The 13,753-nt window shown below is 66.0% G+C and carries 12 protein-coding genes and 2 pseudogenes; 2 read left to right on the forward strand and 12 right to left on the reverse strand.

Features of this window, described 5'->3' with window-relative positions; all coding sequences use genetic code 11:
- Positions 1-42 precede the first annotated feature (42 nt).
- The 6 genes from KF941_RS06800 to KF941_RS06825 all read right to left on the reverse strand — a co-directional run bounded on the left by KF941_RS06800 (position 43) and on the right by KF941_RS06825 (position 4,428).
- Positions 43-1,005 (reverse strand): FecR family protein, encoded by a 963-nt coding sequence (locus KF941_RS06800; protein ID WP_214272904.1) that lies wholly within the window; start codon positions 1,003-1,005, stop codon positions 43-45.
- 122 nt (positions 1,006-1,127) lie between these two features.
- The gene (locus tag KF941_RS06805; RefSeq protein ID WP_214272905.1) at positions 1,128-1,649 is read right to left on the reverse strand and encodes a sigma-70 family RNA polymerase sigma factor; all 522 of its coding nucleotides are present in this window, start codon (positions 1,647-1,649) and stop codon (positions 1,128-1,130) included.
- A gap of 309 nt (positions 1,650-1,958) precedes the next feature.
- Positions 1,959-3,191, reverse strand: coding sequence for a DUF3363 domain-containing protein (locus tag KF941_RS06810; protein WP_214272906.1), 1,233 nt, complete (start codon positions 3,189-3,191; stop codon positions 1,959-1,961).
- A gap of 32 nt (positions 3,192-3,223) precedes the next feature.
- Positions 3,224-3,337 (reverse strand): DUF736 family protein, encoded by a 114-nt coding sequence (locus KF941_RS06815; RefSeq protein ID WP_072464205.1) that lies wholly within the window; start codon positions 3,335-3,337, stop codon positions 3,224-3,226.
- Positions 3,338-3,373: 36 nt separating this feature from the next.
- Entirely contained in the window at positions 3,374-3,919 is a 546-nt protein-coding gene (locus tag KF941_RS06820; RefSeq protein ID WP_072464204.1) for a S26 family signal peptidase, read from the reverse strand.
- A complete protein-coding gene (locus KF941_RS06825; protein WP_346428991.1) occupies positions 3,916-4,428 on the reverse strand; it encodes a DUF2840 domain-containing protein in 513 nt (170 codons plus the stop codon). The genes KF941_RS06820 and KF941_RS06825 overlap by 4 nt, the downstream gene beginning before the upstream one ends.
- On the opposite strand from KF941_RS06825, the pseudogene KF941_RS06830 reads away from it, so the two are divergent.
- Positions 4,403-4,534: pseudogene (locus KF941_RS06830) on the forward strand (IS3 family transposase); the annotation flags it as partial. The gene KF941_RS06825 and the pseudogene KF941_RS06830 overlap by 26 nt on opposite strands.
- 32 nt (positions 4,535-4,566) lie before the next feature.
- Here KF941_RS06830 and KF941_RS06835 read toward each other — a convergent pair.
- Positions 4,567-5,928 (reverse strand): transposase, encoded by a 1,362-nt coding sequence (locus KF941_RS06835; protein ID WP_214272908.1) that lies wholly within the window; start codon positions 5,926-5,928, stop codon positions 4,567-4,569.
- 84 nt (positions 5,929-6,012) lie between these two features.
- Here KF941_RS06835 and KF941_RS06840 point away from each other — a divergent pair.
- Positions 6,013-6,153, forward strand: a pseudogene (locus KF941_RS06840) (integrase core domain-containing protein); the annotation flags it as partial.
- Between the two features lie 1,068 nt (positions 6,154-7,221).
- Here the strand turns inward: KF941_RS06840 and KF941_RS06850 are convergent.
- From KF941_RS06850 to KF941_RS06870, 5 genes are read right to left on the reverse strand one after another with little or no spacing between them, the layout of a single operon-like run.
- Entirely contained in the window at positions 7,222-9,201 is a 1,980-nt protein-coding gene (locus tag KF941_RS06850; RefSeq protein ID WP_214272909.1) for a 3'-5' exonuclease, read from the reverse strand.
- Positions 9,195-9,566, reverse strand: a complete 372-nt coding sequence (locus tag KF941_RS06855) for a response regulator (protein ID WP_036760340.1) — start codon at positions 9,564-9,566, stop codon at positions 9,195-9,197. The genes KF941_RS06850 and KF941_RS06855 overlap by 7 nt, the downstream gene beginning before the upstream one ends.
- Complete coding sequence (locus tag KF941_RS06860; protein ID WP_036760342.1) at positions 9,566-10,063, reverse strand: hypothetical protein; 498 nt, start codon at positions 10,061-10,063, stop codon at positions 9,566-9,568. The genes KF941_RS06855 and KF941_RS06860 overlap by 1 nt, the downstream gene beginning before the upstream one ends.
- A gap of 7 nt (positions 10,064-10,070) precedes the next feature.
- Positions 10,071-11,882, reverse strand: a complete 1,812-nt coding sequence (locus tag KF941_RS06865; protein WP_036760344.1) for a DUF294 nucleotidyltransferase-like domain-containing protein — start codon at positions 11,880-11,882, stop codon at positions 10,071-10,073.
- Between the two features lie 59 nt (positions 11,883-11,941).
- A complete protein-coding gene (locus tag KF941_RS06870) occupies positions 11,942-13,753 on the reverse strand; it encodes a sodium:solute symporter family protein (protein WP_214272910.1) in 1,812 nt (603 codons plus the stop codon).

Consider the following 13,753-nt stretch of genomic DNA (forward strand, 5'->3'; position numbering starts at 1 on the left):
AACTTTCTTAACTTTTTTGTCGGGAAATCGGCTGCAGCCCGGTCAGGCGGGACGCAGCACGACCAGATAGCGCGTTACGTGAGTGCTGCGCACCGGAAGGGTGTTCTCGATGGCCTCCAGAACCCCATCGGGGTTGGAGATGTCGAAGATGCCGCTGACCCGCATGTCCAGCAGCCTGTCGCTGGTGACCTGGATGGTTCCGCTGCGGTAACGATTGACGTCGGCCAGAACCTGGCGGAGCGGTCGATCCTCGAAGATCAGCTTGCCGCGCAGCCATGCGGTTTCGATATAGGCATCGAAAGGCTCCACTGTGCCGGGCGCACCGTTGCCGAAGGAGATGCGCTCGCCTTCTTCAACCCGGACCTCGCCCAGCCCGGTCGATTGCACGGTGACGGCGTGCTCCTCGACCGCGATGGTCGTGCTGCCATCCCAGAGATGGACGGAAAAACGGGTGCCCAGCGCAGTGATGTTCCCGCCCTCCGCCCGCACGCGGAACGGACGAGGGTCTGCTGCAACGTCGAAAAACGCCCGCCCTCGCTGCAGATGGATACCTCGGACTTGATTGTCGAATTCCAGCGCAAAGGCCGTATCGGCATCAAGATCGACGGTGCTGCCGTCTTCGAGCGTGGCACGACGGGTTTCGCCCGTGCCGGTGTATTCGTCGCTTTGCAAGAAATCCGGCAGGCCGTTCAGCGCCAGGTACCCCCCCGCCAACCCCGCCGCGATGCTGCCTGACAGCACCATGCGTCGGGATATTACCGGAGTAACCGGCGGCATCGGGGTAATCGACCGCGGATCCCGGACAGCATCAAGGTCGCTCCAGATTCCGCCGAGCTTCGCATATTCTTGCCGGTGCCGGAGATCGGCGGCAAGCCAGGCGGCATGGCGGGCACGGTCGGCTTCTGTGGCATCCCCCGAGTTCATGCGCACGAACCAGGCAAGCGCCTCGTCACGGACATCGCCTCCGTGGCCTTGCAGGTCTGGACTATCTTTGGCTCGTGCCATCGGGGTCACCGGCTAATGGATATGTCTTCCGGACGGAAATGGGGACGAGGTGGAGCGATCCTTCTCTATCCAAGACGGATGAGGAACCCCACCACCTCACCCCCGGTTGTGGATTTCGCATATCAGAGGTCATCAAGCAGGTCACCCAAACCGTCACGGCACTGTGCGAGCGCCTTCATGATCAGCTTTTCCACCGCGCTTCGGCTGATCCCCAGACGGGAGGCGATGTCGGAATGGCTCAGCCCGTCGAACTTGTGCATGAGGAAAACCTGTCGCTGCCGGGCCGGCAGGTCAGCGATGATCGATTCCAGACGCGCCACGCGCTGACGAAAATCGACGATACGTTCTGCCGAAGGAAGGTCGGCAGGCCGGTCATGGAACTCCGCCGTCGTGAAGTACCTCTCGCGGACCCCTTGCGCGCGAAGTCGGTCTATCGCCAGATTTTCCGCCACCTGCCCGACATAGGCGCCGGGGCTCGATATGTCCTGAACATCCTGCGCCCTGGCGAGCTTGAGCCACGTATCCTGCATCACGTCCTGGGCATCGGCTACGGTGCCCAGCCGTCGCGTCAGACGGCGCGTCAACCTGTCGTAGCCGCTCATCAAAGCGCCGAAGACCCCATGTGGATCGTCACGCTCGCCCATGTCCCGCGTCCCTCGCCGACATGGGCGGCAGCCCCCGGACAGCCATTCCTTGCATATGGCCATGCCACATGACTGCAAACTGCCTGAGACTGTCGCTTTCCTCTGGGGTCATTCCGGAATTCCGCTCTCCAACCATCAACAGCGACACATGACGCTGAACAACTGAGCTGGCTGGTAGCTGACCCGCGCATCACACTATTGTGTGCCTCGGCAAGAGGCAACGGCACATCCACAGATAAACACCGACGCATCAAGGAGGATTCACGGCGCCAAGGTCTGCACGCCGCACCACGGCCTGATGCGGTCAACCTACAGGCCCAGCCCCCGCTGCCGTCCTAACTGCCACGACACCGATCCGCCCTGCACGACGCCCATGACCTCGCTGCCGAGCTGGCGGTCGATGATCGGCCGCCACGGGACAAGGGTAAATTCATGGGATTGCTCGACCACGGCGAACTTGCCGCTCGATAGCTGCACGGTACCGGTGAACTTGCCGCTGACGTTTTCGCCGTCCGTGGCGGCGCGGAACGGCAGTCCCTTGCTCTCGGCCATCTCCGCGCCGACGCGGGCAACCTCGCGCTCGCGCAAGGTGGCGAGAAGGCTGCGCCGATAGAAGATGCGGCCGTTCCGCGCACGGGTGGCGTCGCCTTGTTCGATATGATGCTCGCGGCGCTGGTCCATCGCCTCGCGCACCTGCTGGCCGAAACCGGCCGGTGCAAGGTCCGCCGTTCCGCCATGGATCAATCGCCGGTCCAGCCATGTCGCGCCGTCCGATCCGATCTGCTTTTCCAGACCGACCGGGGACAGGACGCGCACGCTGGCCTGCCGGTCGCGGCCGGCGTCATAGACGGCGGCGCGGCTGACCAGATCATCGGGGATGCTCCATTGATCGGTGTCGATGCGTTCGACGATCCCGGCGCGGCGCAGCGCCTCCAGTCGGCGGACATGGGCATCGACATAGCCCTCATAGTCGCCGCCCGGAACGCGGCCCTCGAACTTCGCCTGCTCCAGATGGCGGCTCGGCCGATAGATACCGTCCTCGGCGATGGCCGTGATGGTGCGGTCGGACGGCCGGGCTGCCACCTCGGCCGGGCCGATCTGGATGACGCCGCCGATACGGGCATCCTCCAGCCGCTCGGGCGCGATGCCGGCGATGTGGTGCGTCCTCCCGTCGATCCCGTCCACCACGATTGTCAGGTTCTCGCCTAGCTCGTCGGACAAATGCTTGTCCGCGACGCGGCCGACGATGTGCGTCTCGGGCGCTCCGTCATGGATTTGGAAACTCATAGGATCGCGTTCGCCACCCTGCGGGCCGAGCGCCTTCTGCATCGTGCGGATAATGTCGCCGCGCTCGCCAAGCTCGCGCAGGGCCGGCTCCATATCCTTGCTCAATTCCCAAACGCCGGGCGCGTGTTCGGTCGCCAGCCCCATCTTCTCCAGCTTGCCAAGCCTGCGCAGGCGCAGCGTCCGCTCGAACTGCCGCCTCGGTTCTGCCGGGTCATGGCGCAGATCGAGATGCCGCGCATCGGCTTCCTCGGCCATGGCGCGGTCGAGCCGCGTGAACCGATCCTGATCTATCTCGTCGGTGAGCTTGCGGGTCTGATCGCCAGATCAAAGGCGAGTGTGAGGGTCTGGACGCGGCCGGCGAACCCGGATTTCCCGCGTGTGAACTGACCGATCTGGGGCATGGCAAGTCTCCTGTGGTTGATGGTTGAAGTGCGAAGTCACTGCGTCGGCGCGCGCCATTCAAAGCGGCCGTCGCCTTCCTCATCGGTCCAGAGCGGGATCGCCCTACCGATGACGGAATTTGCGGGGATGGCGCCGAAATATCGGCCGTCGAGGCTGTCGCGGACCTCCCGGTTCATCAGGAGCAGCTCGCCCTCGCGGATCACGCGGCAGCCCTGCCAGACGGGCAGATCGCGGCCGAGCCGATCGCGCGCCAGCGCCTCGCCCATCCCGATCCCGTCCAACGTGACCGTCAGACCGTCACGGCAAACCCGCTGTCCCGGCAGGCCGAGCACGCGCTTCAGGAGCGGCACGCCCGTCGCGACATAGCCGCGTTCGGCGATGAAACCGGCGAGCGGTTCAGGCGGCATGACGGCGACCAGATCGCCGATGGCCGGCTGCGGCTCCGGGCGCAGCATGTAGAACCCGACCGGCACGCTGGCGCTGGCATTCCAGATCAGCCGCGGCGCGATGTCGAGCAGCGAAAGGCCGAGGACGGTCAGCGCCGTCAGATATGTTGCCCAGAAATATCCGGCGGACGTCATGGGTCGATCCTCCGGCGGCCGATCCATGCGGCATGGCGTTCGGGCGTATAGGGATGCGGCTCCAGACCGGCGGTCAGGCGATTGTGGACGTGCCGCCAATAGTCCGGCGATACTTCCGTCGGATCAAAGCCAAGCGCCTCCACGGCGTCGATCACCTGCAAGGCGTGCTGCACCTTCGGCCAGCCACTGAGGCGCAACAGGATTTCACCGCCGGGGCGGACGAAGGGCAGCGTCTGGAACGGCTCGCCGCGACCGATTGCCCGCACAATGTCGATGCGGGAAACGATCGTGCCGTAGTCGTTCGAGGCCCAGCGGACGAAGGCGAGGACCGCATCCGGCGCGAAACCGACGAGGCTGCGGCGGCGGTCGATGATCTGCTCATAGCTCTTGCGGCCGAACCTGATCCAGCGCTCGATCTTCTTTCGCTGGAAGGTCAGCTCGACCAGGGTGGTGACTGGCGCTGCACCGGCGGGATCGTTCCCCTGCTGCCGCGAAAACCTCGCCTTGATCGCCGACACCAGCATCTCGGGGGCCAGGGTGGCGCGGGAACTGGATGCGCTGGTCAGGATCTACGGCAAGCCGGCCTGTGTCGTCAGTGATCGACGAGGATCAGAAAACGATCCGGGGGGGCTGTTGAAAAAGTTGTTTCAGGCTGCCGCCGGGTTTGGTCGGACTGCGCGCATTTCGATGATCGAACAGAGCAACAGCATCATTGCGGCTGCCAGTTTCTTGAGGTTCATGGCGATGGCCGTCAGGAGGGCCTGTATCCTCATGTTCTCGAGCCCCCTGCGGATGGCTCTGGCAAGTCCGTGGAGCGTCTTGGCGGTGCCGTGGGTGCCTTCGACGCGCCAGCGATGCCGGGTGTATATCGCATGGCCGTCCTTTCCCCATGCCAGCCGTTTGCGTCGAGCGCGCAAGATGGCCGCGTGGTTTGTCACGATATGCACCCTGCGGGATGGCGCGCCCCGGGGCAGGCATTGCGCCTTGAGAGGACAGCGCGCGCAGTCATGCCGGTCGGCGCGATACCATTGCCCGGATTTTGTGACGTTTCTCGGGGTCAGCCGCCTCCTCGCCGGACACCGGACCACATCATGATGGGGATCGAACTTGAACCGCTCGGTCGGAAAGCCCTGCGCCCCCTTGCGACGGGGGGCACGAAGAGGCGGGATGACGGCTGCTATCCTGCGGTCTTCAAGGGCGGCGTAAATCCGGCCAATGCCATAGAGCCTGTCCGCCGTGATCCGGCCCGGGGTAACTCCAAGGGTCGCTTCGATCGCTTCCAGGCGCTCGTCGAACCGGCCCGTGTCATGTTCTTCGCCGGTCACAATCTCCACATCGACGACGACGCCCGCAAAATCGTCAACGGCCGTGTGCTGCTTGTAGGCCGGGCGCAGCGGCGCCTTGGAGGATGTAGCCATGGTCGCGTCCGGGTCTGTGCGGCAGAGCTTCTTGAACTTGCCGCTCGTGCGCGCGTCCCGCTCGGCGCCATTGGCGTCGTCGTGGGCGGCCTCGACCGCATCCAGATGGCGCGAAACCAGTGCGTCCATGCTGACATTCGCCCGGATCAGGCTGGCGTCAATGTGGACGGTTTCAGTCGAAATCAGGCCCGCCGCCTGGCACTGTCGCACGACATGTATGAAGATCTGGCGGAAAACATCTGCGCCCCAACGCTGCCGGATGCGCGTCAGCGAGGAGTGATCCGGCAAGGCCTCGTGCAAGGCGTAACCGACGAACCAGCGGATCGCGAGATTGACCTGCGCTTCACGCATCAGCCGCCGGTCTTGAACGATCCCAAGCAGGAAACCCGCCAGCATCAGCCGCATGGCTACCTCGGGATCGATACCGGAACGGCCATTGTCGGCACAATAGAGATCGGCCACTTCAGCGCGCAGCCATCCAAGATCAAGAACCTGATCGACCCTCACCAGCACATGGTCATCAGGGATCAGCCCCCGCAGCGACCCCGTGATGAAAAGCTCCTGTTGCCCGCGTTCTTTCCGACCCAGCATCGCTGCCCCAATATCTCTGTTCAGCCAAGTGAATCAGAGACATCGGACTTCTTCAACAGCCCCCAGTGAATCGATTGCCCGAGGAGCGGCACCGAGTTCACCAGCAAGGCGATCCTGAAGTGGGCCAACGAGGCCGGCGTCGAATGGCATTATATCGATCCGGGCAAGCCCCGGCAAAATGGCTACATCGAGTCATTCAATGGCAGCCTGCGCGACGAATGCCTCCCCGTATCGACCGGGAACTGTCGAAGCTGCTGGCCGCGCTGAAGGCCGGCGGCCCGATCCAGGCCATCGTCGACGACATGAAGCGGCTGGAAGCCCGCAAGGCCGAGTTGACCGCAAAACTGGCCAATGCCGACGAGCCGCCGCCCCTGCTGCACCCGAACATGGCGGCGCTCTATGCTCAACGCATCGCAGAGCTTTCCGAGAACCTGCGGCACGAGGACAACCGTGCGCAGGCGGCGGAGATCCTGCACTCGCTGGTCGAGCAGGTGACGCTGGTGCCGGAGGATGGCGAACTGGCCATCGTGCTGCGCGGCGACCTCGGCGCGATCCTGCGCTTCGCGGCGGGCAGGAAGAACCCGGATTTCCTGTCGGAGGCCGAGGCGCTGGACAATCTTCTGGGGCGGATGGAGGCGTCGCGGAGGCCGTCGCCTAGGCAGCAAAAAACCTCCGCAGCCGGGGCTTTGGAGGTTTCGCAATTATCGTTGGTTGCGGGGCACGCTATGATCTTTACTTGCCCCCGGAGCAAGTAAAGGTGGTTGCAGGTGTGCGCATTCATCAATCCTGGCAGTTTACTTCAACCAATCATCTCACCAAAGGCTCACTTCCACCATATGGCAGTTATGGTCTGTTTCGAACTGCTGCGTAGTTGTCATCACGCAAAGCAACTATGCCACAATACTAATAGTCTATCGGCTCAACCAACCCAGTGCATGGGTGATAGCGTACAAAATTCATACCATCTGTCCCGCGCCAGAAAAAACAACGCGATCTACCTATTCGCTCAACGATCTCGCAGCTTCACTGCCCGCCCCACTGCCATTGTCGCCACACCAAGACGCTTCAGCTTGACGATTCGCACATGGACCTCTTAACGCTTCTTAAAGTATTTCCGGTGGTGCACTCCTCTTTGGACACGCCACAGCAGTGGCGTTGCGGGATTGGCTGGTGAACCGGAAGCGCCGCATCGGAACGGGCGGGCAGGCCTATCCGTTCCGACGGCGCCGGCCGGCGGAATTGCCGGCTGGCGGATATTCGGTCCGCCCCATGGCCGCGCAGAAGGTCGGGCGGTCAGCCTGCCCCCGGCCCAGGGTCGGAGGCGGTCTCGCCTGCCGGCTTGTTGGCGTTGTCGATCAGGCGGCGGTGGCGGCGAGCCTCGGCCAGTATGTCCTCGAATCGTTCCAGCCCCTTGGCCTCCAGTGCCGCGATCAGCCGCAAATAGGCCTCGGCCGTTGCGCGGGCGTCGCCCATGGCGGTGTGGCGCGCCTCGGGCGGGATTATGATGCCAAGCCGCTCGGTCAGCGCATCCAGCGAATGCGGCGCCGACTGGCCCCAGAGCATCGCCGAAAGCAGCACCGTATCCAGCACCTGATTGTCGAAATGCGCCCCGGTCTCGGGCACGGCGCGGCGCAGGAAGCCCATGTCGAAGGGTGCGTTATGGGCGACCAGCACCGTATCCTCGGCGAAATGGTGAAAGGCGGTCAGTGCTGCTGTCATGTCGGGGGCACCGGCCACCATCGCATCCGTGATGCCATGCACGGCGGTCGAGGCAGGCGGGATCGGCCGGCCGGGATCGACCAGCGTGTCGAAACGCTCGCCGGTCAGGCGGCCGCGGGCGATGCGCAGCCCGGCGATCTGCACGATGCGGTCGGCGGCGGGGTCAAGCCCGGTCGTCTCGGTGTCGAAGACCACGCAGGTCAGATCGGCCAGCCGCGACGAGGCCGCGCCGCGCCGCGACAGGGCGAAGTCATAGGTCAGCCCGGCGCTGTCCGGCCGGCCCGGCGCGATCGGCAGTGGCAGAACCAGCCGCGCCTGACCGTCCCGCGCCTCGGTCCAGATGCCGGTGGCATGCGCGGCCAGGATCTCGTGCCCGGTCAGTTCGGGCTGCGCCGGATCGGGCGGTTCGGCCAGCCAGGCCTCCAGCCGGTCCATGGGCAGCGCCGCCCCGGTCCAGAGCAGCAAGAGCCGCGCCTCGGACGCCTCGGCCCCGGCCTCGGCCTCGGCGGCAAGACGGGGGGCCGCACCCTGTTCGCGCAGGCGGCGGTCCAGATGGCGCAGCAGCCCGTTCACGCCGGCCGCGTCAGCCAGCAGCACCAGCCGAGGCTGGTCGGGCGCCAGGTCCAGCCCGGCGGCCAGTTCGTTCAGCCCAGCCCCTCCGCGCGGGGCGTCACCGCTCATCGCCTCGGTCAGTGCGCGCAGGACATTGGCCAATCCCTGCCCCTCGCTCTGGATCGCCTGCGCCAGAGCGGGCGGGATCGGTCCCTCCAACGCACCCAGCATCGGCACCAGGGTCGCGGCATGGCGGCGCAGAGTCTCCAGCAGGTCGCGCGGCGCGGGATGCTGCGGCGGACGGTCGTTCAGGATCAGCAGCGTGCCGCCATCGACCCGTCGCATGCGCCCCCACAGCCGCTGCCCGGCCGAGGTCAGGCAGGTCAGGTCCGTCGCCGCCGCCCCCGCCGCCAGACGCGCCGCCCCGGCCTCCAACGCGCCGCCGGGCAGATGGCGCTCGATGGGGCGGTCCAGCGCGATGCCCGGCAAGAGATGCGCGGCGGAGGCGTTGTAAAACATCACCCGTCCGGCCGGATCGGTCATCACCGCGCCGGCACCGATATCGGCAAGGATGGATTCCAGCGTCTCCTTCTCGCGTTGCAGGTCGGCGGCATGTTCGGCGACCGCATCGGCCAGCGCCTCGGCCGAACGCGCCCGCGCCTCGGCGGCGTCGCGCGCGGCGGGGCCCAGATCGGCAAGATAGCGGGCCTCCTCGATCTCGGGGGTCTGGCCGGTGCGCAAGCCCCCGGCCAGCAGTTCGATCGGGCGGGCCACGTTGCGGTCGAACAGGAACCAGATCCAGACGATCATCCCCAACGCGCCGAACCCCGCGATCAGCGCCGCAAGCGCCAGCGCGTCCAGCATCGCCTGGACCGGGACGCCCCGGCCCGTAAGGCTTGCCCCCGCCACCCACAGCGCCGCCGCCAGGATCGCGAGGACGGCCCCCGCAAGCCCGGCAAAGATCAGCAGAACCCGAGCCCTCAGCGACAGCTGCGTCAGCATCGTCCCCCCAGCAGCCGCGCCAGTTCCGCGCGCAGCTCCGACAGCTCGAAGGGCTTGGCGATGAAGCCGTCCGCCCCCAGCGCCAGCCCCTTGCGGCGTTCCACGACCGAGCCGCGTGCGGTCATCAAAAGCACCCGCACGTCGTTCAGCGCCGGATCGGCGCGCACATCCTGCACGATCTGATAGCCCGAGACGTCGGGCAGCATCACGTCCAGCAGCACCAGATCGGGACGGTTGGCCCGGATCTCCTCGACCGCGCCGGCACCCGTGGCCATGCGGCGGTGCTTGTGGCCGTCGCGCGACAGCAGGAAATCCAGGGCGGTAGCGATATTGTCCTCATCCTCGACCACAAGGATATCTGCCATCAGCCTCCTCCCCCGCAGACGACGGAATAGGCCGGGTCCGATGGGCCGGGGGGCGACCATGCGCCGCGCGCCGGCCGGACCAGCCCCTTCGCGCAATCGAATTCCTGCGGCACGACCAACGTAGGGCCACGCCGCTCGACCAGCGTGATCCCGGCCCGGCGGATGCCCTCGGCGGTCTCCGAGATGCCGGCCGGATCAAGGGCGGCAAAGCGGATCACGACCGGTGCCAGATAGGTCCAGGGCGCCCAGAGCTGACTGTCGCGGCCCACCAGCAGGATCTGCGCGTCCGCGGGCAGCCGGGCGACCGCGCGGTCATACCAAGCGTAGTCGTTCCAGACCGCATAAGCGACCATAGCAAGGCCGATGCCCGCCGGCAGCAGCCAGCGCGCCGGCGCCCACCCCAGCTTGCGCAACAGGTGCATTCCGGCATAAAGCAGCGCCGCCGCGCCCACGCCGACCGCGATCACGCCCAGCAGTTCGACCCCTATCCCGGTCATACGCCCCTCATCCCAACATCCCCTTGCCGTGGCCTAGCGCCGATTGCATCCCCCGCACCACCACGAAGGCGTCGCGCAGGTGGCTGCGTTGAAAGTCGGGCAGCGCGGCGGGGGACAGGTGGTTCCCCGGCCGTTCGCCCCCGCGGATCTGCGCGGCCTGGTTTTCCAACCGCGTGGTCTGGATCAGGTCATAGGCCGCGATCAAGTCGCGCGCGCCGCTACCCGAGATGACGCCCGCCGCCTGCGCCTCGACCAGCCGTGCCCTGGTGTTGACGGGGGTCAGCTGCCCCTGCAACGCATAGATCCGCGCGAGATCCGCCACGGGCACGACGCCATTGAGTTTCATGTCGATATGGTGGCGATGCTCGCCCGTGCGCGCGGTCGCGAAGCCGCCGATCAACCCCAAGGGCGGGCGGTGTTTCATCGCATTCGAGATCATATGCGCCACGAAGATCGAATTCTTCGCCGCCATGTGCAGGGTTTCCGCCTGAAGCCCGTCCAGCAGCGCGGCATCGCCGCCGATGGCGCGCAGGTCGAACATGACCGAGGCCAGCATTTGCGCCTCGGGGCTGGGATGGGCGATCCAGTCGTGGAAATAGCCGCGCCAGACCCTGCGCGGCTGGCGCCAGCGCGGGGTGATGGCCATCATTTCGCCCGGACAATAGACATAGCCGCATGCGTTCAGCCCGTCGCAGACAAAGCGCGCAAGCTCGGCGAACCACGGATCGTCCGAGTCGCAATCGTCGCCGAGGATCAGGCAATTGTCCTGATCCGACAAGCCGGTCTGTTCCTGCCGCCCCTGGCTGCCGCAGGCCGCCCATAGCCAGGGGCCGGGCGGCGGACCCAGCCGCGCCTCGGCCATGACCAGCAGGCGGCGGGTCACCGCATCGGCGATGTCGGTAATCATCCGGGTGATGGTTTCGTGCCGGTGATGGCCGTTGACCAGTTGCACCAGCAGCGCGGGAATGCGGCCGGTCGCCACCGCCATCTCGGCGACATCCGCCGCTTGCGCGATATCGCGGATCAGCGCCGAGGCCGAGATCGCCAGCACCCGCGTCAGGTCGGTCTGGCTGACCATGCCGACGAAGCGGCCCTTCTCGACCACCGGCAGATGGCCGATGCGGCGCTCGAGCATGATGTTCAGCACGTCATAGCCCAGTTCCGAGGGCGACAGCGTGATCGGCTCGGGCGTCATCACTTGCGCGACGGGCACGTTTCCGTCGCGCCCCTCGGCGACGATGCGGTTCGACATGTCGCGGATCGTGACCAGCCCGACCAGCCGATCCCCGTCCAGGACGCCGATGCTGCTGACGCGGGCGTCGCGCATGGCGCGGGCGGCCTCGATGGCAGGGGTCTGGGGGGTGCAGGTCAGCGGCGCCTGCCGCCCGATCAGGTCGCCGACCTTCAGCAGGGCCAGATCGCCTTCTCGATTGCCGGGCAAGCCGCCGCGGTCGAAGAAGCGCGCCACCGCGCGATGGCTGCCGATCAGCCGCATCAGCTCGGCACGGGGCAGCATCAGCACGGTCGAATCCTCGATGGCCGTCGCCGTGGTAACCGCCACCCCGTCGCGCAGCAGTCCCCTTTCGCCAAAGGAGTTGCGCGTCATCAGTTCGGAAACGGAATCTCCCACGGCATCCGAGACCCGGACCAAACCGCTCTCGATCAGGTAAACCCCCGCCAGCCTGTCGCCGTGGCGATAGATCACGCTGCCGGCCGGATAGGTCCTGCGCTTGAACGACGCCGCGGCCCGCTCCAGCTCGTCCTGCGGCAGGCTGTCATAGGGATGAACCGAGGCGATGAATGCAGCGATGTCGGTCATGGTTCTGCCCTGCCGATTGGCGGAAAGGTCGCGCCCCCACGAAGGGACGCGACCGTTCGTCAGTGGGCCTGCGCCGCGCCGGCGCCGCGCGGGACGCGGATCGACTCGACCAGCTCACGCACCTCGACAGGCGGCTCCCTGGTGACGCTGGACACCAGATAGGCCACCGCGAAGTTGATCAGCGCGCCGACGGTCCCGAACGAGGCCGGCGAGATGCCGAACAGCCACGCATCGGCCGTGTCCGGCAGCATGTTGGTACCCGAGATGAAGAACCAGCCCTTGTAGGTGAAGATATAGACCAGCGTCGAGATGACCCCGGCCAGCATCCCCGCCATCGCGCCTTCCTTGTTCATTCGCGTCGAGAAGATGCCCAGCATCAGCACCGGGAAGATCGAGCTTGCGGCCAGGCCGAAGGCCAAAGCCACCGTCTGCGCGGCAAAGCCGGGCGGGTTCAGCCCCAGGATCGTCGCCACCAGGATCGACACCCCCATCGAGATGCGGGCGGCAAGCAGCTCTCCCTTCTCGCTGATGCCGGGGTTGATCGCGCCCTTGATCAGGTCGTGGCTGACCGCGCCCGAGATCGCCAGAAGCAGGCCCGCCGCGGTGGACAGCGCCGCCGCCAGGCCGCCGGCGGCGACGATGGCGATGACCCAGCCCGGCAGGTTGGCGATCTCCGGGTTGGCCAGAACCATGATGTCGTTGTTCACGGTGGTCAGTTCGTTACCCATCAGGCCCTGCTCGGCGACGATCGCCGCTACCGGTGCATTGGCGGCCCCGGCCTCGTTGTAATACTGGATCAGGCCGTCCCCGTTCTTGTCCTCCCAGTTCAGCAGCCCGGTCAGCTGCCAGTTGCGCATCCAGTTCAGGTCCTCGCGGGTCTCGATATCGCTCAGCGACACGGCCGGCTGGCTGAAGGTCTGGCCTGCCTCGGCGCCCGGCCACATGGTCGCGGTCAGGTTGAAGCGCGACATCGAGCCAACCGCCGGAGCGACGGTATAGAGCAGCGCGATGAAGACCAGCGCCCAGCCCGCCGACTTGCGCGCATCGGCCACCTTCGGCACGGTGAAGAAGCGGATGATGACATGCGGCAGGCCCGCCGTGCCGATCATCAGCGCCATGGTGAACAGCACCATGTCCAGCGTCGACTGGTGATGGCCGGTATAGGAGCGGAAGCCCAGATCGGTAACCACCTGGTCCAGTGTCGCCAGGAACTTGGTGTCCGATGCGTTCAGCGTGCCGAACAGCCCGGTCTGCGGCAGCACATGGCCGGTCAGTTGCAGCGCGATGAACATCGCCGGGATGGTATAGGCAATGATCAGCACGATATACTGCGCCACCTGGGTATAGGTGATGCCCTTCATCCCGCCCAACACGGCATAGACGAAGACCAGCGCCGCGCCGATCCACAGCCCGGTCGAGCTGGACACTTCCAGATAGCGCGAAAAGGTCACGCCGACGCCGGTCATCTGGCCGATCACATAGGTGATCGAGATGATCAGCAGGCAGATCACGCCGATGATCCGCGCCGTGCCCGAATAGAAGCGGTCGCCGATGAATTCCGGCACCGTGAACTTGCCGAACTTGCGCAGATAGGGCGCAAGCAGCATCGCCAGCAGCACATAGCCGCCGGTCCAGCCCATCAGATAGGTCGAGTTGTCATAGCCGGTGAAGGCGATGAGGCCCGCCATCGAGATGAACGAGGCGGCGGACATCCAGTCGGCCGCCGTGGCCATGCCGTTCATGACCGGGCTGACGCCCCGGTTGGCGGCATAGAATTCGGCCGTGGACCCGGCGCGGGCCCAGATCGCGATGCCGATGTAAAGCGCGAAGGACGCGCCGATGACCAGGAGATTGAGGGTAAATTGGCTCAT

Origin of the sequence: Paracoccus sp. pheM1, assembly GCF_018499825.1 — a bacterium.
GTDB lineage: Bacteria > Pseudomonadota > Alphaproteobacteria > Rhodobacterales > Rhodobacteraceae > Paracoccus > Paracoccus versutus.